The sequence below is a fragment of the Streptococcaceae bacterium ESL0729 genome (genome assembly GCA_029391995.1).
In the GTDB taxonomy this organism is placed as follows: Bacteria; Bacillota; Bacilli; order Lactobacillales; family Streptococcaceae; genus Floricoccus.
In genome coordinates this window covers 799,045-818,192 of record CP113924.1, presented here as the reverse complement: position 1 = coordinate 818,192, position 19,148 = coordinate 799,045, and the positions used below count along the sequence as shown (strand labels likewise).

The window sequence follows — 19,148 nt, the reverse complement described above, 5'->3', positions numbered from 1 at the left end:
CTCCATATTAAATTACACAGCTTTCACATTGGTTGGCACCAACCTCATCTCCATTGTCAGTAAAGGTTCTGATGTAGTAGATGCTCTTAACTCCCTGTTTCCAAGCATAGTTACGCAGGATATTTAAGTCACGGGTGGTTTGTTTAGGTGTTGTTTTCCATTCGTATAGACCTTCTGGCATCTCTGAACGGATGAAAAGAGTAAGACTAAGTCCTTGGTCAACATGCTTAGTAGCAGCTGCATAGACATCAATCACACGACGCATGTCCATGTCATAGGCACTTGTATAGTAGGGAATGGTATCTGTTGCAAGACCACGGGCTGGGTAGTAAATCTTACCTGTTTTCTTCTCCTGACGTTCCTCAATCCTTTGGGTAATAGGATGGATACTTGCTGAAACATCATTAATGTAGCTGATAGAACCATTTGGAGCTACAGCCAGTCTATTTTGGTGATAAAGACCATATTTTTGCACATTATCACGCAGTCTTGTCCAATCTGCCTTTGAAGGAATGTGGATGCCTGCAAAAAGTTCTGACATTTTAGGTGTGAGAATGATTTCGTCTTCTAAATAAGAGTCGAAGTAGCTGCCATCTGCATATTTTGATTGATCAAAATTATTGAATTTTACACCACGATCACGAGCAATCTTCATGCTTGAAAGAAGTGAGTAGTAGTTTAAAAGCATAAAGTAGATGTCTGTAAATTCAATTGATTCAGGGCTTCCATATTCGATATGGTTTTGGGCAAAGTAGGAGTGAAGTCCCATGGCACCAAGGCCAATTGTGTGGGCCTGCTCATTACCATATCTGATTGAAGGAACAGCATTAATTGATGACTTATCTGTGATGTAAGTCAAAGCCTTAACCATAGCATCAATTGATTTTTCAAAGTCACTTGTTTGCATTAGATTGACAACATTAGTTGAACCAAGGTTACATGAGATATCTGTTCCAAGTTCTTCATAGGTCTGATCATCTCTAATAATGCTTGGTTTTTGCACCTGAAGAATTTCCGAACAAAGGTTACTCATGACGATTGTTCCGTCGATTGGGTTAGTCTTGTTGGCTGTATCGATATTTATGATGTAAGGGTAGCCTGATTCCTGTTGGAGTTTTGAAATCTCCTGCTCCAGGTCACGGGCACGGATTTTTTTCTTGGCAATATGGGGATTTGCGACCATGGCCTCGTATTCAGAGGTGATATCCACATAAGAGAAGGGCTCCCCGTAGATTCGCTCAACATCATAGGGGCTAAAGAGATACATGTCTTCATTGTTTTTGACAAGTTCATAGTACTTATCAGGAATGGTTATCCCAAGAGACAGGGTCTTGACCCGTACTTTTTCATCAGCATTTTCCTTCTTGGTCGAAAGAAAGGCAATAATGTCTGGGTGGAAAACATTTAAGTAAACAACACCAGCTCCCTGCCTTTGACCCAGTTGGTTGGAATAAGAAAATGAATCTTCATAAAGCTTCATAACAGGAACAACACCACTTGCAGCATTTTGAATCTCCTTGATGGGAGCTCCTGCCTCACGAAGGTTTGAAAGGTTGATTCCAACCCCACCACCGATACGAGAAAGTTGAAGGGCACTATTTACTGAGCGTCCGATTGAGTTCATATCATCTGTCGGCTGGATTAAAAAGCAAGATACAAGCTCCCCGCGGCGGCTACGTCCAGCATTCAAAAAGCTTGGAGTTGCCGGCTGATAGCGTTGATTGATGATTTCATCAGCAATGCTGCGAGCAAGTTCTTCATCTCCATCAGCAAAATAAAGGGCATTTAAGAGAATACGATCTTCAATATTTTCAAGATAGTAGGCTCCATCATTGGTTTTCATTGAATACTGTTGGTAAAATTTGTAGGCCGCCATGAATGACTTAAAGTGGAAATCTTGGGCATAAAGCCAGTCATTTAATTCCTCAACGAAAGTAAAATCATAAAGTTTTAAAAAATCGTGTTCAATGTAGTCATTTTCAAGGAGGTAGTCAAAACGTTCACGAAGGCTTGAAAAAGTCTTGAGATTTGGCCTCACATTTTCAGCAAAAAAGGCTTCTAGGGCCTCCTGATCCTTGTGAAGGGGGATTTGACCATTTACTGGGATGTTGATTTCATTATTTAGACGAAAGTAGCTAACGTCGCCAAGGTTTTTTAAGGACATAAATTCTCCAATTCATAAATAAAAATTTGCCACAATAGGATAGTCCAAATTGTCGCAAATTTTAGGGATAAATCATTTAATTTCTTCTATTATATTGAGGACATTTTCGACATCCTCTTGGGTTCCATTAAACTCAAAGGCATAAAGCATGGGTTTGTCGTATGCTTTTGCCAAGTTTTTTGCGGTAAAAACAAAATCATCACCAAAATTCCGGTTGCCAGACCCCATGATTCCAACACATCCATCCAGATGGTCCTCCAAAAAATCAGTGGCTGGCTCGGTAATCATCTCCTCATAGGTCGGGACGATGAGGATGTAGTCGTTACTTGCATCATCTTCCGAAAAATCAGTAATATCAAAATTTTCCAGGCCAAGCTTTCCTACAAAACGCTTAACTTGACCTGTAACTGAAAAGTAGGCTATTTTCATTTAGACTAACTTAGCAAGTTCCCCAGGGCGAAAACCTGAGAAGGCAATCTCACCATTTGAGACAACAGGTGCTGCCATAAAGCCCATCTCCTTGACCTGGCTTATGTATTCTGGTTGTTCATCAAGGTTGATTTCCTTGAACTGAGCTCCCTTGTCATTGAGCCATTTTTTGACCATATTACACTGCATGCAGTTGTTTTTTGAGAACACTGTTACCATAATATTAACTCCTTATCTTGCTTTTCTTATTCAATAATTCTAAAATAAAATTTCTATTTTGGCAAGTAAAAAAAACACTATATCTAGTGTCTTAGAAAGACTCAACTACTATATTTAGTGTTTTTATAGGTGCTAAACTCTTATTTTTGGGGCTTTTGCTTGGTTAAATTTAATCCAAAAGTGACCAAATTTTCCTCATGATTTTTGATTCTTTTAATATTGTCCCGATGCTTGTAGATGATGAAAATCGCAAGGATAAGAATTAAAATTAAAAAGACTGGATCATAGGAATTGAATATAAAGTGGAAGGCTGGAAAAATCGTAACCGCAAGAACTGCCGCCAAACAAATGGTGATACTTGAAAAGCTAACCATGCTTGTCAAATAAAGGGAAATCATAAAGATGATGAAGAGAAAGAGGCAAAAGAGGGGGTTGTAGGTCAAAATCATTCCCGCACTGGTGGCAACGGCCTTTCCTCCCTTGAAGCCATCAAAAATTGAACAAGTATGACCAAAAATTGCAATCAAACCAAAGATAGCAGGTGAGATGCCGTTAATGTGAAAAATCATGGGCAGGGCAGTGGCTAAAACTCCCTTTAAAACATCACAAACAAAAACCACGATGCCGGCTTTTTTTCCAAGAATCCTAAAAGTGTTGGTAGTTCCAGTATTTCCACTGCCATAATCATGTAAATTTTTTCCAAAAAATATCTTGCCAATCCAAAGCCCAGAAGGGATGGAACCTAAAAGGTAGGCAGTAATTAATAAAATTATAACTTTCATAGGCCTATTATAGCAAAAAAAGATGCCCAGAAATGAAAGAAAATTACAATTTTAAAAAAATAATAGATTGTGACCCAGGACAGAAAGCTTATGATACAGACTGATTTAAGGCTTGAACTTTCTTACCTGTTTTTACTCAGCCTGTTAAAGCTTCTCAAATTTATTGGTAAAAATAGTTTTTTTCCCGTATAATATGGGGATGAAAGGTGCGAGGCACCAAGTATTAGGACCCTTACGCCTTTAGATAAGGCCTTTAGAGGCTTTTACTAGGTAAGGGTTCAACTAGTTTAGAGGTTAAAAATGACGATTGATATTAATCATTATAATGATGATGCCATTCAGGTTTTAGAAGGACTTGATGCGGTAAGAAAAAGGCCTGGAATGTATATTGGTTCCACGGATTCAGCAGGACTCCACCATCTGGTCTATGAGATTGTTGACAATGCAGTTGATGAGGCCTTAAGTGGCTTTGGAGATCAAATTGATGTTGTAATTCATGCTGATAATTCCATAAGTGTAGCAGACCACGGGCGAGGTATGCCTACAGGAATGCATAAGATGGGAATACCCACAGTTGAGGTTATTTTCACCGTCCTTCATGCTGGAGGAAAATTTGGTCAAGGGGGTTATAAAACCTCGGGGGGACTCCACGGAGTGGGGTCAAGTGTTGTTAATGCCCTATCATCTTGGCTTGAAGTTGAGATTACAAGAGACGGACACATCTATAAACAGCGTTTTGAAGATGGTGGAAAGCCAGTAACAGGTCTTGAAAAGATTGGTACGGCTCCCAAAAAGGCTAGCGGGACAAAAGTTAGCTTTATGCCTGATTCTAAGATTTTCTCAACTGTAAATTACAAGTATAATACCATCTTTGATCGCTTAAATGAGACGGCCTTCCTGCTTAAAGATGTGACTTTAACCCTTACGGATGAAAGAGATGATAAGAAGGATTCTTTCCACTATGAAAATGGGGTTAAGGATTTTGTATCCTACCTTAATGAGGACAAGGACACCCTAACTCCTGTCATGTATTTTGCAGGTGATGAGGCAGACTTTCAGGTGGAAGTGGCCCTTCAATATAATGATGGCTACTCAGACAACATCTTAAGTTTTGTAAATAATGTTAGAACTAGAGACGGCGGGACCCATGAAACAGGATTCAAGACAGCTTTAACCAAGGCCATGAATGACTATGCCAGAAAAATTGGCCTCTTAAAGGACAAGGATAAGAATCTTGATGGTAGTGACTACCGTGAGGGACTTTCAGCTGTCCTTTCCATTCTTGTCCCTGAAGAGCACCTGCAATTTGAGGGTCAAACCAAGGATAAGCTAGGCAGTCCCCTAGCTCGACCAGTAGTTGAGGGTCTTGTTGGCACCCAGCTATCTTATTTTCTCATGGAGAACGGAGAGATTGCCCAAGGTCTGATTCGTAAGGCCATTAAGGCTCGTGAGGCCCGTGAAGCTGCAAGGCGTGCCCGAGAAGATTCAAGGACTGGTAAGAAGACTAAAAAAGACAAGGGTCTTTTGTCAGGGAAATTAACGCCAGCCCAGTCAAAAAATCCCCAGAAAAATGAACTTTATTTGGTTGAAGGAGACTCTGCTGGAGGCTCTGCCAAGCAAGGACGAGACCGTAAATTTCAGGCCATTTTACCCTTGCGTGGTAAGGTAATCAACACTGAGAAGGCAAAGATTTCTGATATCATGAAAAATGAAGAAATCAATACCATGATTTATACCATTGGAGCAGGAGTGGGTGCTGACTTTAATATCGCTGATGTCAATTACGACAAGGTCATTATCATGACCGATGCGGATACGGACGGGGCCCACATTCAAATCCTTCTCTTAACCTTCTTTTACAGGTATATGAAACCCCTAGTTGAGGCAGGTAAGGTTTATATTGCTCTACCCCCTCTTTATAAGATGAGCCAGGGTAAGGGTAAAAAAGAGAAGACGGCCTATGCTTGGACAGACAGTGAGCTTGATGACTTGCGAAAAGAATTTGGTAAGAATTCAAGCCTACAACGCTACAAGGGGCTAGGTGAGATGAATGCTGATCAACTTTGGGAGACAACCATGGACCCTACTACAAGAACCTTAATCCGAGTTACCTTGGATGATGTAGCCCAGGCTGAGCGTAGGGTGTCAGTCCTTATGGGAGACAAGGTTGAACCACGAAGGAAGTGGATTGAAGATAATGTTAAATTTACCCTTGAAGAAGACGGGCAGGTAATTTTTTAAGTCAGACTGGCTATAATTAACTAGATTGGTCAGCTTAAGAGATTTAGAAGATGACTTGCTAGATTGTGGGGATATATGAAGTTTTTTAGTAAACTAAAACCAGCTCAAATTATAAGCCTTGGCTTTCTTTTGATTATTTTGTTAGGAACCCTTGTTCTGATGATGCCTTTTTCCAGTAAGACAGGTCAGGTTACCCACCTGTTAGATGCCTTTTTTACAGCTACAAGTGCGACCTGCGTTACAGGCCTTACCACTCTTCCAACAGCCTATCATTGGTCCTTTTGGGGCCAGCTTGCCATCCTTGTTATGAATGAGGTAGGCGGCCTTGGTTTTATGACGGTGGTTGTCATGCTTCTTACTTTGACAGGGCAAAATCCCAGCCTCAAATATTCAATGGTCATCAAAGAGTCTTATAGCTTTGCAAGTTCTGGACGAGCCTTTTATTTGATTAAGTATATTATCAAGATGATGGCCCTGATTCAGGTTGGGGGAGCTCTCCTTTTGGCTGTGTCCTTTGTGCCTTTATTTGGTTTGACCAAGGGCTTATGGTACAGTATCTTTCACTCGGTGTCAGCTGTTTCCAATGCAGGTTTTGACCTTTTTGGTAATTCACTCATGGATTTCACTGATAATCCCTATGTGTTAACTGTCATGTCACTTTTAATTTTATCAGGGGGCTTTGGCTTTATCATTTGGATGGACTTACTTAATTATAAAAATAATCCCAAGCTAAGCCTTCATACCCGGATTGCCCTTGTTATGGCAGTCCTATTGGTTGTAGGGGGAACCTTACTTTTTATGATTATTAATTTTAAGGATTTTGACGGGAACATTCTCAATTACTTGAGTCAAAACTTCTTCTTGGCAGTGAGTCCAAGGACGGCAGGTTTTACCATCTATGATTATAATAATATGGCCTATGCGGGTGTCTTTTTGACCATGGTTTTAATGTTTATCGGGGGGACCAGTGGGTCGACCTCTGGTGGGATAAAAACGACCACCTTTGGAGTATTACTATTAAATATTCGGGCTATTTTAAGGCGGGAGGAGGAGACGACCTATCACTACAGGACTATTCCTTTGTCTACGATCATGCAGGTCTATGAGGTTATCTTCCTTTACATGTCAGTGACCTTTATTAGTCTCTTTATCCTTTTACTGACTGAAAAGGTGCCTGAGCATAATGGAATTGAGTATATTATCTTTGAGGTGATAGCCGCAATCTCAACGGCAGGATTTTCCATGGGAATGACACCAGACTTATCAGTTATTGGCAAGCTATTAATAATCGTTCTTATGTTTGTCGGACGAATTGGTCTTTTTACAACAATTTATACAATCAACCATAGGGATAAAAAAGATACTTACTTTAAATATCCCAAGGAACAGGTTATTGTTGGTTAGGAGAAAATATGAAATCATATGCAGTTATTGGTCTGGGACGTTTTGGTGGAAGTGTAGTTAAGGGCCTTATTGAAAGGGGCCAGGAAGTTCTTGCCATCGATCAAAATGAGAATCTGGTTAATGATTATATGGATATAGCAACCCAGGCTGTCATAGGTGACGCCCAGGATGAAAGAATGCTTAAAAGTCTTGCCATTGGGGACTTTGACTATGTGGTTGTGGCCATCGGGGAAAACGAGCAGGCCAGCACCTTGACCACCCTTTTGACCAAGGAGCTTGGGGTAAAGACGGTGATTGCAAAGGCTGCAACACCCATTCAGGCCAAGGTTTTAGCCAAGGTTGGAGCAGATGTCATTATCCAGCCAGAAGATGATGCTGGCAGGAATTTGGCTGAAAAGTTAGTCAACCGCAATATCTTTGAGTATTTTGAAATATCACATGACATGATGTTTGCGGAAATGAAGGTCAATAATCCCAAGTTTGAGGGAAAGAAAATTTCAGAGATAGGTTTCTATGAAAAACATGAAATAAATGTTGCCATGATAAGGCATAAAGACGGCAGTACTGAGATTGGCCGGGGGGATGCTGTCATCCACTTGGGTGACTTTATCTACGTCCTCGGTGAAAAAGGTACTGTCTCAAGCCTAAGCAACATGATTTAGTAGGAGAAAAAATGTCAAATATACAAAATTTATCCCTTGAGGATATTATGGGGGAACGTTTTGGACGTTATTCAAAATATATTATTCAGGAGCGGGCCCTTCCTGATATTCGTGATGGCTTAAAACCTGTTCAAAGGCGAATTCTTTATTCCATGAATAAGGATGGCAATACCTTTGATAAGGCTTATCGGAAGAGTGCCAAGTCGGTTGGTAATGTCATGGGGAATTTTCACCCCCACGGAGATAGCTCCATCTATGACGCCATGATTCGGATGAGTCAGGACTGGAAGATGGGGGAGCCCCTAATTGAGATGCACGGAAATAACGGAAGTATGGACGGGGACCCGCCTGCTGCCATGCGTTATACTGAGGCTAGGCTTAGTGAGATTTCAGCCTACCTTTTAGCGGACATCGAAAAAGAGACAGTACCTTTTGCCTGGAACTTTGATGATACAGAAAAAGAACCGACCGTTCTTCCAGCAAGCTATCCTAATCTTTTGGTCAATGGATCAACAGGTATTTCAGCAGGTTATGCGACCGAAATTCCACCCCACAATCTAAATGAGGTGATTGATGCGGCCATTTATATGATTGACCGTCCTAATGTCCAGGTTGAAAAATTAATGGAGATTATTCCGGGGCCAGATTTTCCAACAGGTGCCATAATTCAAGGCAAGGATGAGATAAAAAAAGCCTATGAAAGCGGGCGAGGTCGTATTGTTCTTAGAAGTAAGACCACTACCGAGAATTTAAAGGCTGGTAAAAAGCAGATTATCGTTACTGAGATTCCTTATGAGGTCAACAAGGCGAGTTTGGTTAAAAAAATCGATGACATCAGGCTCAATCAAAAGCTTACAGGAATTGCTGAAGTGCGTGATGAATCTGACCGAGATGGTTTAAGGATTGCCATTGAGCTTAAGAAGGATGCGGATGAAAAGCTTATCTTAAACTATCTATACAAGTATACAGACCTTCAAACCAACTACAATTTTAATATGGTAGCCATTGATAAGATGACACCAAGGCAGGTGGGTATTATTGAAATCCTAAGGAGCTATATTAGCCACCGCCGTGAAATTATCTTGGCTCGCAGCCGTTTTGATTTGAAGAAGGCTGAAAAGCGGCTTCATATTGTTGAGGGTCTGATTAAGGTTTTAAGTATTCTTGATGAGGTTGTAGCCCTAATTCGGGCCAGTGAAAATAAGGCTGACGCCAAGGAGAATCTTAAGATATCCTATGGTTTTTCTGATGACCAGGCAGAAGCCATTGTTGTCCTCCAGCTTTACCGTCTGACTAATACAGATATTGTGGCCCTTGAAAAAGAGGAAGAAGAGCTTAAGCTAAAAATTTCGACCCTTAAAGCTATTATTGGTGATGAAAGAACCCTCTTTAATGTCATGAAGCGTGAATTGCGTGAGGTCAAAAAGAAATTTTCACGCCCAAGAAGAAGTAGCTTGGTTGATCAGGTGGAGCTGGTTGAGATTAAGGCTGAAAGTCTGATTAGTGAGGAAGAGACCTACGTGTCAATTACCCGTGACGGATATATTAAAAGAACGACGCCAAGAAGTTACGCTGCTAGTAAGCCTGAGGAGCTGGGTAAAAAAGATGAAGACGAGCTTGTTCTTTTAGAGAACACTAAGACAACAGCTCATCTGTTAGTCTTTACAAACCTTGCCAATCTTATTTATAGGCCCGTTCATGAACTTTCTGACATCAGATGGAAGGATATTGGAGAGCATCTTTCTCAGACGGTAAGTAATTTTGAGGCTGATGAAAGGGTGGTTCATGCTCAAATTATTACAGACTTTGAAGCAGAACTCTTCTTTAGTTCAGTAACAAAGGCAGGTCAGATTAAGCGTCTATCCCTAGAAGACCTTAAACCTTGGCGGACTTATAAGTCAAAATCAACCAAGTTTGCTAAGCTTAAATCAACTGATGACCGTGTTTTAAAGGTCGAAGTATGTCAGGAGGCTGACCAAATCATGCTTCTTACAAGATTTGGTTACGCCCTTCGCTTTAGCATGTCTGAAGTTCCAGTCCTTGGTGCCAAGGCAGCAGGAGTTAAGGCTATTAACCTTAAGGATGATGATGAACTCGCAGCAGCCTTTATTATCAGGAGTCAGGAATTTTATCTCTTAAGTCAGAGGGGGGCACTTAAGAAGATGAAGGTTGATGATATTCAGCCTACAAGTAGGGCTAAAAGAGGACTCTTAACCTTAAGGGAGCTTAAAAAAGCACCCCATCAAGTATTTGCAGCTGGAAATGCTAGCCCTTCAACAGCCCTTCAAGTAACCTCTTTAATCCTTAAAAAATTTGATATTAACTTATCAGATCTTGGTCTAAGTGAAAGGACAAGTAATGGTTCTTTCATCTTTGATGAAGCCCTGGAAAAAGGTGTCAAAGAGGTAATAGAGGGAAAGATTTAGCTTAGGCTGAATCTTTTTTTCTATTATTTGCAATGATTTTCAGATAAAGGGCATTTATTAAAAAATTATGATACACTAACTATGACATACTACTATACTATTAAGGTAGAATAATAAAAAGGAGGCAAATTCATTGAAATTAATGTGGAAGTACACCATAAAAAATAAAAAACTTTTATTTATGAATTTAATTTGTGTACTGGGGTTTATTTTAATCGAACTAGGATTACCAACAATTTTGGCCTGGATGATTGATAGCGGAATTCCCGGCCAGGACAAGCCCTATATCTATAAGATGGGCTGGCTGATGCTTGGAATTATTGTTGTAGGAGTTAGCCTGAATATTGCTCTAGGTTATGTAACCTCAAGGATTACGGCAAATATTACAGCTGACATTAGAGATGATCTTTATGAAAAGATCCAGACCTACTCTCATAATGAATATGAAGCCCTAGGTGTTTCATCCCTTATAACAAGGGTTACAAATGATGCCTATCAAATTATGCTATTCATGCAAAATGTGCTGCGAATCGGCTTTACCGCACCTCTCATGTTTTCAATCAGCTTATATTTGGTCATGGGAGCAAATATGACTCTTGGCTGGTATGTTCTAGCAGCCCTCCCCTTCTTGCTGGTTGGAGTTGTCCTGATTGCTCTAGTTTCTGAGCCCATTTCTAGCAAGCAGCAACACAATCTGGATAAAATAAATGCCATTTTGAGGGAAAATCTGTCGGGACTAAGAGTTATCAGAGCCTTTGTTAATGAAAAGTTTGAAAACAAGCGTTTTAAGAAGGTAAATGATGCTTACGCAAGTACATCAACCAAACTTTTTAGCCTGATGGCGTCAGCTCAGCCAGGATTCTTTGTTCTCTTTAATGTCGTTATGGTGCTTATAATCTGGCAGGGAAGTATCCAAATTGATGCCGGGAGTTTGAAGCTAGGAGATCTAGTAGCCTTCATCGAATATATCTTCCATGCCCTCTTCTCATTCATGCTTTTTGCGACAGTCTTTATGATGTATCCACGGGCTTCTGTATCAGCTAGTCGTATCCAGGAAGCTTTTGATACCATGCCTTTAGTTGAGATAAAAGAAGATGGAATCAAGGAAACCAAGGAACATGGTCATCTAGTTTTTGATAATGTGACCTTTGCCTATCCTGGACCTTCTGAGACACCCGTTATCCGTAATGTAAGTTTTGAGGCCAAGGCTGGTGAGACTGTAGCCTTTATTGGAAGTACAGGAAGCGGGAAATCAACCCTTGTTCAGCTGATTCCAAGATTCTTTGACGTCAGTCAGGGAAGGGTATTAGTTGACGGAGTTGACGTTCGTGACTTTAATCCCCATGCCCTAAGAAGTAGGATTGGCTTCATTCCCCAAAAGGCCTTGCTTTTCAAGGGGACAATCGCTGACAACCTTCGCTTTGGTAAGGAAGATGCAAGTATTGAGGACATGGAGTTTGCCTGTCGGATTGCCCAGGCCTCTGAGTTTATTTCTAAATTACCTGATGGTTTTGACTCAAAAATTTCAGAAGGTGGTTCAAACTTATCTGGTGGTCAGCGTCAAAGGCTTGCCATTGCAAGGGCGATTATCAGAAGGCCTGAAATCTTTGTCTTTGATGACAGCTTTTCAGCCCTTGACTATGCAACTGACAAGAAGTTAAGAGCCAGTCTTAAGGAAGTGACCAAACATTCAGCCCTTTTAATTGTTGCTCAAAGGGTGGGAACCATTATGGATGCTGACAAGATTGTTGTTCTTAACGAAGGAGATGTAGTAGGAATTGGTAGTCACAGGGAACTTCTTGAAAGCTGCCCAATTTACTATGACATTGCAAGCTCACAACTTTCAGAGGAGGAATTGAAAAAATGAAAACTTTTTCTTCTTTAATGAGGATATGGCACTATATCAAGCCATATAAAATATCTTTTTACCTGGTAATCGTCTTTACCGTCCTAACTGTAGCCTTTAGCGTTGCAGTTCCCTATGCCGTAGGTCTTCCAACATCAGAAATTGCCAAAAATCTGGCCCAAAAGGAAGCCATTAACTTTGCCTATATCAAGCAGACCCTGATTTTGATTATAATCCTCGGGTTCTTATACGGAGCCTTCCAGCTTATTGCAGGGCTTCTAGTTACCCGGGTTGTTCAAACTTCCATGAAGGATCTAAGGTCTGATATTGATGAAAAAATTAATCGCCTACCTGTTTCCTACTTTGATAGTAACCAGCAGGGTGACATTTTATCGCGGATGACAAATGATGTGGATGCAGTAAGTAACGCCTTCCAGCAAGCCTTTGTAGGTATTATCAATGCCATCTTAAGCATTGTTATGGCAGTTGCCATGATGTTTTATATCAATAGTGTGATGGCCCTTATTGCAATTATCATGATTCCCTTATCAATTTTGATTTCAAAATTTGTTGTTAAACACTCTCAAAATTACTTCCAAGCCATGCAAAATTCCCTTGGTGAAATGAATGGTTATGTTCAAGAGTCGATGACAGGTTTTAATGTAATCAAAGTTTTTGGTCAGGAGGAAAGTGCCCTTAAAAACTTCAAACAGGTAAATGGCCAGCTAAGGGACAATGGATTTAAGGCAGCCTTCATCTCAGGTCTTATGATGCCTCTTGTTCAGATGACAGCCTACCTAACATTTGCTGTGATTGCAGTAGTGGGAAGTGTCTATGCCATCAGTGGTGTTATCCTGGTCGGCCAGCTCCAGGCCTTTATCCAGTATATCTGGCAGGTTAGTCAACCCATGGGTAATGTTACCCAGCTTTCATCAGTCCTTCAAAGTGCTAGTGCAGCTTCAAGTCGAGTTTTTGCTATCTTGGATGAGCCTGAGGAGGTAAAAACTGAAAATCCTGTGATTTTGCCCAAGAAAATCCATGGGGATGTAAGCTTTGAAGGGGTAAGCTTTTCTTACAGTCCTGAAAAAGCCTTGATTGAAAACTTAAACTTTAAGGTTAAGGCAGGACAGACTGTGGCCATTGTAGGTCCTACAGGGGCTGGTAAAACAACCCTAATTAATCTTTTAATGCGTTTTTATGATGTGACACAAGGTTCCATTAAAATTGATGGTATTGATACTAAGTCCATGGAGCGAAGTGATGTTCGTTCGATGTTTGGGATGGTTTTACAAGATGCTTGGCTGTATGAGGGAACAATTGCTGATAACATTCGTTTTGGGAAGCTTGATGCTACTGATTACGAAGTTGTTGATGCAGCTAAGACAGCTAATGTTGACCACTTTATCCGTACCATGCCAGAAGGTTATGACATGCTGATTAATGCCGAAGGAGACAATATCTCCCAGGGGCAAAAGCAGCTTTTAACCATTGCACGGGCTGTTATATCAGATCCTGAGATTTTAATTCTTGATGAGGCGACAAGTTCTGTTGATACAAGGCTTGAAAGCTTGATTCAAAAGGCTATGGACAAGGTCATGGAAGGTCGGACCAGCTTTGTTATTGCCCACAGGCTTTCAACAATTAGGGATGCTGATTTAATCCTTGTTATGAAGGATGGATCAATTGTTGAGCAGGGAAATCACGAGGAACTTTTACAAGCAGATGGCCTCTATAGTGACCTTTATAATAGTCAGTTTACTGAGTGAGAAAATAGACCCCAGGGTCTATTTTTTTATTTCATTAAATATTTGTAAACGGTTTATACTATGTGCTAGAATTAAGGCAAGAAAAGTTTTGAAAGGACAGATAATGAAAAAGAAATTAATATTCAGTGACCTTGATGGTACCCTCCTTAACGGGGAAAATACGGTTAGTAAAAAAACAGCTGAGGCTATTAAAAGGGTGATTTTAGAAGGGTCAGACTTTATCCCAGTGTCTGCTAGAATGCCTGAGGCCATTGCACCAATTATGGAATCAATCGGGGTTACAACACCTATCATTTCCTATAACGGGGCCTTAATTCAGGATGAAAATGGGGAGATAGTTTTTTCAAAGACCATGGATGCTAAAGAAGCAGCAGGGATTTGTGACTTTGTCGCAAGAAATTTAGTGGGCGTGGTTTGGAATGCCTACAGCTACTCTACCTGGTTGGTGCAAAATAAGGAAGACTACTGGATTAAAAAAGAAGAAGCCTCAGTCTCACTTACCTCAAAAGAAGGGGACATTCAAGACGTTTCAGACCTTCCTTCTGTCCATAAGCTACTTTTGATGGGAGAACCCAAGGTCATGGACCACATCTTACCTGTCTTAAAAAATCAGTTTCCTGACCTTCTTATCTATCCATCAGCCCCTTATTTAATTGAGGTCATGGGTGGAGCAACCTCTAAGGGTGGAGCCGTAGAATACTATTCAGCCTACAAGGATGTTGATCTTAAGGATACAATTGCCTTTGGAGATAATTATAATGACCTTGACATGCTTAAGGTCGTGGGTCAGGGCTTTGTTATGGGTAATGCACCTGAGAAGATTAAAGAAGAAATCGGTCATGTGACAGCAGACAATAATCACGACGGAATCGCTCAAGTTTTAGATCGTTTGTTTTAAGAAAGGTAGCTTGAAGGGCATGATCCTCTTTGGTTATGGCATCTTTAAGGGACGGAGAAACTTAAGTCTTTTGATTGATGAATTTCAAGAAAAACTTGCTGAAAAAAAGATTGATTAAATTCAATCTTTTTTTGTTGACATTGACACTAGGTTAGGGTTTATACTTGCCATATAGAAAGGAGGGGACAAGTTTTATGAACATTAAAGAAGTTTCTAAGATGACCCAGGTCAGTGAGCGTGGCCTGCGTTACTATGAAAAATTGGGCCTTTTAAATCCCAGGCGAAATGAAGAAAATGACTACAGGGAGTATGATAAAAGTGACCTCGACCGAATTTATCAAATAGCCCTTTACCGGGCCATGCACTTTAGTCTGGCTCAAATAAAAGAGCTTATTGACGGGAAAGAAGCCTACGGGCGAAAGCAAATATTTTTGGACCAGTATGAGGAACTTTTGAAGCAGAGGCAAAATTTAGATCAGGTTATTGCAAGCTTGAAAGAACAAATTATAGGAGATAGGGAAGTGAATGAAGAAAATTTTAATCTAGTAAATAAATTAATCAAAGAAAACGAAGACCGTTATGGTCAAGAAATTAGGGCTAAATACGGGGATGAATCAATAGACAGGGCAAATGCCTACCTGAGAGAATCGCTAGATTTAGCTCAAGCAAGGGACATTGAAGGAGAGTTAGTCAAAAATTTAAAACTTCTTGTGGAAAACGAGGGAGACGAGACTAATGAGGTAGTAGAGGAGAAAGTTTTCAGGCTCCACAAGGAATGGCTGAATCTTTTTTATCCAGCATATGATAGTAATTACCACTTGGCCATGGCAGACATGTATGAAAGTGATGAGCGTTTCTTTAATTACTATGAAAATCTTGTGGCAGGGGGTGCAAACCATCTCATTAAGGCCATAAGAAGTCATGTCAAGTAGATGGTAGATTGGGTTGATTAAGTTCAACCCTTTTATTGTGTTATGCTCGTGTCTTTTGTGGTAAAATAGACGACATAGCCTTAGGGTTATGGCCAAACTAGGCTGGTAGAAATGTCAAATAAATTAAAGCTATTTAACCTCAGAGGTGGACTTTTATGAATTCAACTATAAGGGCAAAACTCGACTTACTACCCGGTAGTCCAGGGTGTTACATCCATAAGGACAAGAATGGGCAGATAATTTATGTCGGTAAGGCCAAAAATTTAAGAAATCGTGTTCGTTCTTACTTCAGGGGAAGTCATGACACCAAGACCGAACGCTTGGTTGCTGAGATTGAGGACTTTGAGTTTATCGTAACTGGAAGTAACATTGAAGCCCTGCTCCTTGAGATTAACCTAATCCAGGAAAATAAGCCCAAGTATAATATCATGCTTAAGGATGACAAGAGTTATCCCTTTATCAAGATAACCAATGAAAAATATCCCAGGCTTTTAATTACCAGGCAGGTAAAAAAGGATAATGCCAAGTATTTTGGCCCCTATCCAGATGTTAAGGCAGCAAATGAAATCAAGGGACTTTTAGACCGTATCTTCCCCCTAAGAAAGTGTAACACCCTACCAAATAAAGTTTGTCTCTACTATCATATAAATCAATGTCTAGCACCCTGTGTTTTTGATATTGACCCTCAGGTATATAAGGATATGTCAGAGGAAATCAGCCAATTTTTAAAGGGTGATGACAATAAGATAGTCGATGACCTGCAAAATAAGATGAATACTTTTGCCAGTAAGATGGAATTTGAGAAGGCTGCTGAGTATAGGGACTTGATTAAATCAATTGGGATTTTGAGGACCAAGCAGCGGGTTATTAACCATGATCTTAAGGACCGAGATGTTTTTGGCTACGCTGTTTTAAATGGTTGGATGTGCGTCCAGGTTTTCTTTATCAGACAGGGTAAGCTTATCGAGCGAAATGTTAATATGTTCCCCTACTACAATGACCCAGATGAGGATTTTTTGACCTATATCGGTCAATTTTACCAGGAGGAAGAACATTTTGTGCCCAAGGAAATTTTTATCCCGCATGATATTGACCTGGAAAGTGTTAAAATTTTAACTCAAACTTCGGTTGTTAAGCCCCAAAGGGGGGAGAAGAAGCGGCTTGTTAGTCTGGCCATCAAAAATGCTGAGGTCAGTCTCAAGCAAAAGTTTGATCTTTTAGAAAGGCATGTCGAGAAAACACAAGGGGCCATTGAAAATCTAGGAAATCTCCTGGAAATTCCAACTCCTGTAAGGATTGAGGCCTTTGACAACTCAAATATTATGGGGACAAGTCCTGTCTCTGCCATGGTGGTCTTTGAAAACGGGAAGCCTAACAAAAAGGAGTACCGCAAGTATAAGATTAAGACGGTCATAGGGCCTGATGACTATGCCAGCATGAGAGAGGTTATTGAAAGGCGTTATTCACGGGTAATTCGAGATAATCTGCCTTTGCCTGATCTTATCGTAATGGACGGGGGAGAAGGTCAGGTCAATGCGGCAAGAAGTATTCTTTATGACAAACTAGGTCTTGACATTCCGATTGCAGGCCTTGCTAAAAATGACCGCCACCAGACCCATGACATCCTCTTTGGTGACCCGCTAGAGGTTATCCCCTTAAGTCGTCAGAGCGAAGAATTCTTCCTCCTCCAGCGGATTCAAGATGAGGTTCACCGCTTTGCCATAAGCTTTCACCGTAAGCTTCGCAGTAAAAATAGTTTTGCTTCAAAGCTTGACGGCATTCAAGGCCTTGGACCCAAGCGTAAGAGTCTTCTTTTGAAGGAGTTTAAGAGTCTAAAAAATGTCCAAAATGCTAGTGTTTATGAAATTCATGAGATAGGGATTCCCATGAAAGTGGCTGAAGAAGTATCGAATGTTTTAAATAATAAAAAAATTGACAATATAAAGGAGAAAAAAGATGACAATCAACTTTAATGAAGAAATTGCAAAACGTAAAGATGACATGCTTGAAGACCTATTTACCCTTCTACGTATCAATTCTGAACGTGATGATTCAAAGGTGACTAAAGAGGCACCATTTGGTCCTGGACCGGTTGAAGCCCTTGAAAAAATGCTTGAACTGGCTGAACGCGACGGATTCCCAACAAAAAACGTTGACAACTACGCAGGTCACTTTGAATTTGGTGAAGGGGACGAAGTCCTTGGAATCTTCGCCCACATGGACGTAGTTCCTGCAGGATCTGGATGGGACTCAAACCCATATGAGCCAGAAATCCGCGACGGAAAAATCTATGCCCGTGGATCAAGTGACGACAAGGGCCCAACAGTTGCATGTTACTACGCCCTTAAAACAATCAAGGAACTTGGACTTCCTGTTTCTAAAAAAGTTCGTTTCGTAATTGGAACTGACGAAGAATCAGGATGGGGAGACATGGACTACTACTTCAAACACGTAGGCCTTCCAAAACCTGACTTTGGTTTCTCACCAGACGCTGAGTTCCCAATCATCAATGGAGAAAAAGGTAACATCACTGAGTACCTTCATTTTAATGGAACACAAGGTGGAAGCTTTACACTTCGTTCATTCAAGGGTGGACTTCGTGAAAACATGGTTCCAGAAAGTGCAACTGCAGTCTTCTCTGGTGACACATCAATCGACAAGATGACTTCAGATTTCGACACCTTCAAGGCAGACAAGGGTGTAAGTGGTGAAATCACTGACCTTGGCGACAACGAATACCAAATCACTGTTATCGGTAAATCAGCCCACGGTGCAAGCCCTGAGACGGGTGTCAATGGTGCAACCTATCTTGCAAACTTCCTTATGAACTACGACTTCGGCGGAGCAGCAAAAGCCTACCTTCTTACTGCTGGGGAAATCCTATTTGATGACCACGCTGGTCACAAACTAGGTGTTAACCATGTTGATGAGAAGATGGGTGCTCTATCAATGAACGCTGGTGTCTTCAAGTTTGAAGATGGTGCTTCTGATAACACAATTGCCCTTAACTTCCGTTACCCTAAAGGAACTGATGAAGACACAATCAAGGCTCAGCTTGAGAAGCTTGAAGGAATTGCAAACGTAACTAAATCAGCTCACGGACACACACCTCACTATGTGCCAATGGATGATCCATTAGTTAAGACCCTTCTTGATGTCTACGAAAAACACACTGGTGAAAAAGGATATGAACAAATCATCGGTGGTGGAACATTCGGTCGTCTTCTGGACCGCGGAGTAGCCTTCGGAGCACAATTCCCAGGCTACACTGATACAATGCACCAAGCCAACGAATTCATGCCAGTTGACTACATTGAGCGTGCAGCAGCAATCTACGCTGAAGCAATCTACGAATTAATCAAATAAAGGCATTGAGGCA

At 40.8% G+C, this 19,148-nt stretch carries 14 protein-coding genes; 10 read left to right on the top strand and 4 right to left on the bottom strand.

The window, feature by feature from the left end; translation table 11 throughout:
* Positions 1 to 7: 7 nt before the first annotated feature.
* From nrdE to plsY, 4 genes are all read right to left on the bottom strand, one after another.
* Positions 8 to 2,164: a class 1b ribonucleoside-diphosphate reductase subunit alpha gene (gene nrdE / locus OZX68_04085; protein ID WEV60114.1), complete on the bottom strand. Its 2,157-nt coding sequence runs from the start codon at positions 2,162 to 2,164 to the stop codon at positions 8 to 10.
* Between the two features lie 72 nt (positions 2,165 to 2,236).
* Positions 2,237 to 2,593, bottom strand: coding sequence for a class Ib ribonucleoside-diphosphate reductase assembly flavoprotein NrdI (gene nrdI, locus OZX68_04080; protein WEV60113.1), 357 nt, complete (start codon positions 2,591 to 2,593; stop codon positions 2,237 to 2,239).
* On the bottom strand, positions 2,594 to 2,812 hold the full coding sequence (nrdH, locus tag OZX68_04075; protein ID WEV60112.1) for a glutaredoxin-like protein NrdH: 219 nt from the start codon (positions 2,810 to 2,812) through the stop codon (positions 2,594 to 2,596).
* A gap of 140 nt (positions 2,813 to 2,952) precedes the next feature.
* Positions 2,953 to 3,594 (bottom strand): glycerol-3-phosphate 1-O-acyltransferase PlsY, encoded by a 642-nt coding sequence (gene plsY, locus OZX68_04070; protein WEV60111.1) that lies wholly within the window; start codon positions 3,592 to 3,594, stop codon positions 2,953 to 2,955.
* Positions 3,595 to 3,894: 300 nt separating this feature from the next.
* Here plsY and parE point away from each other — a divergent pair, with 300 nt between their 5' ends.
* From parE to pepV, 10 genes are all read left to right on the top strand, one after another.
* The gene (gene parE, locus OZX68_04065) at positions 3,895 to 5,835 is read left to right on the top strand and encodes a DNA topoisomerase IV subunit B (GenBank protein ID WEV60110.1); all 1,941 of its coding nucleotides are present in this window, start codon (positions 3,895 to 3,897) and stop codon (positions 5,833 to 5,835) included.
* Positions 5,836 to 5,910: 75 nt separating this feature from the next.
* On the top strand, positions 5,911 to 7,239 hold the full coding sequence (locus tag OZX68_04060; GenBank protein WEV60109.1) for a potassium transporter TrkH: 1,329 nt from the start codon (positions 5,911 to 5,913) through the stop codon (positions 7,237 to 7,239).
* A gap of 8 nt (positions 7,240 to 7,247) precedes the next feature.
* The gene (locus OZX68_04055; protein ID WEV60108.1) at positions 7,248 to 7,901 is read left to right on the top strand and encodes a TrkA family potassium uptake protein; all 654 of its coding nucleotides are present in this window, start codon (positions 7,248 to 7,250) and stop codon (positions 7,899 to 7,901) included.
* A gap of 11 nt (positions 7,902 to 7,912) precedes the next feature.
* On the top strand, positions 7,913 to 10,327 hold the full coding sequence (gene parC, locus OZX68_04050) for a DNA topoisomerase IV subunit A (protein ID WEV60107.1): 2,415 nt from the start codon (positions 7,913 to 7,915) through the stop codon (positions 10,325 to 10,327).
* A gap of 133 nt (positions 10,328 to 10,460) precedes the next feature.
* Positions 10,461 to 12,194: an ABC transporter ATP-binding protein gene (locus OZX68_04045; protein ID WEV60106.1), complete on the top strand. Its 1,734-nt coding sequence runs from the start codon at positions 10,461 to 10,463 to the stop codon at positions 12,192 to 12,194.
* Positions 12,191 to 13,939: an ABC transporter ATP-binding protein gene (locus tag OZX68_04040; protein WEV60105.1), complete on the top strand. Its 1,749-nt coding sequence runs from the start codon at positions 12,191 to 12,193 to the stop codon at positions 13,937 to 13,939. Before OZX68_04045 ends, OZX68_04040 begins: the two co-directional genes overlap by 4 nt.
* Positions 13,940 to 14,042: 103 nt before the next feature.
* Complete coding sequence (locus OZX68_04035; protein ID WEV60104.1) at positions 14,043 to 14,837, top strand: Cof-type HAD-IIB family hydrolase; 795 nt, start codon at positions 14,043 to 14,045, stop codon at positions 14,835 to 14,837.
* A 194-nt stretch (positions 14,838 to 15,031) separates the two neighbouring features.
* Positions 15,032 to 15,769, top strand: coding sequence for a MerR family transcriptional regulator (locus OZX68_04030; GenBank protein WEV60103.1), 738 nt, complete (start codon positions 15,032 to 15,034; stop codon positions 15,767 to 15,769).
* Positions 15,770 to 15,924: 155 nt separating this feature from the next.
* Entirely contained in the window at positions 15,925 to 17,742 is a 1,818-nt protein-coding gene (gene uvrC, locus OZX68_04025) for an excinuclease ABC subunit UvrC (GenBank protein ID WEV60102.1), read from the top strand.
* Positions 17,726 to 19,135: a dipeptidase PepV gene (pepV, locus tag OZX68_04020; GenBank protein WEV60101.1), complete on the top strand. Its 1,410-nt coding sequence runs from the start codon at positions 17,726 to 17,728 to the stop codon at positions 19,133 to 19,135. The genes uvrC and pepV overlap by 17 nt, the downstream gene beginning before the upstream one ends.
* Positions 19,136 to 19,148 lie beyond the last annotated feature (13 nt).

Excerpts from the sequence above, each read along its gene's own strand:
- nrdE (WEV60114.1), bottom strand. The coding sequence starts at position 2,164 with ATGTCCTTAAAAAACCTTGGCGACGTTAGCTACTTTCGTCTAAATAAT.
- nrdI (WEV60113.1), bottom strand. The coding sequence starts at position 2,593 with ATGAAAATAGCCTACTTTTCAGTTACAGGTCAAGTTAAGCGTTTTGTA.
- nrdH (WEV60112.1), bottom strand. The coding sequence starts at position 2,812 with ATGGTAACAGTGTTCTCAAAAAACAACTGCATGCAGTGTAATATGGTC.
- plsY (WEV60111.1), bottom strand. The coding sequence starts at position 3,594 with ATGAAAGTTATAATTTTATTAATTACTGCCTACCTTTTAGGTTCCATC.
- parE (WEV60110.1), top strand. The coding sequence starts at position 3,895 with ATGACGATTGATATTAATCATTATAATGATGATGCCATTCAGGTTTTA.
- OZX68_04060 (WEV60109.1), top strand. The coding sequence starts at position 5,911 with ATGAAGTTTTTTAGTAAACTAAAACCAGCTCAAATTATAAGCCTTGGC.
- OZX68_04055 (WEV60108.1), top strand. The coding sequence starts at position 7,248 with ATGAAATCATATGCAGTTATTGGTCTGGGACGTTTTGGTGGAAGTGTA.
- parC (WEV60107.1), top strand. The coding sequence starts at position 7,913 with ATGTCAAATATACAAAATTTATCCCTTGAGGATATTATGGGGGAACGT.
- OZX68_04040 (WEV60105.1), top strand. The coding sequence starts at position 12,191 with ATGAAAACTTTTTCTTCTTTAATGAGGATATGGCACTATATCAAGCCA.
- OZX68_04035 (WEV60104.1), top strand. The coding sequence starts at position 14,043 with ATGAAAAAGAAATTAATATTCAGTGACCTTGATGGTACCCTCCTTAAC.
- OZX68_04030 (WEV60103.1), top strand. The coding sequence starts at position 15,032 with ATGAACATTAAAGAAGTTTCTAAGATGACCCAGGTCAGTGAGCGTGGC.
- uvrC (WEV60102.1), top strand. The coding sequence starts at position 15,925 with ATGAATTCAACTATAAGGGCAAAACTCGACTTACTACCCGGTAGTCCA.
- pepV (WEV60101.1), top strand. The coding sequence starts at position 17,726 with ATGACAATCAACTTTAATGAAGAAATTGCAAAACGTAAAGATGACATG.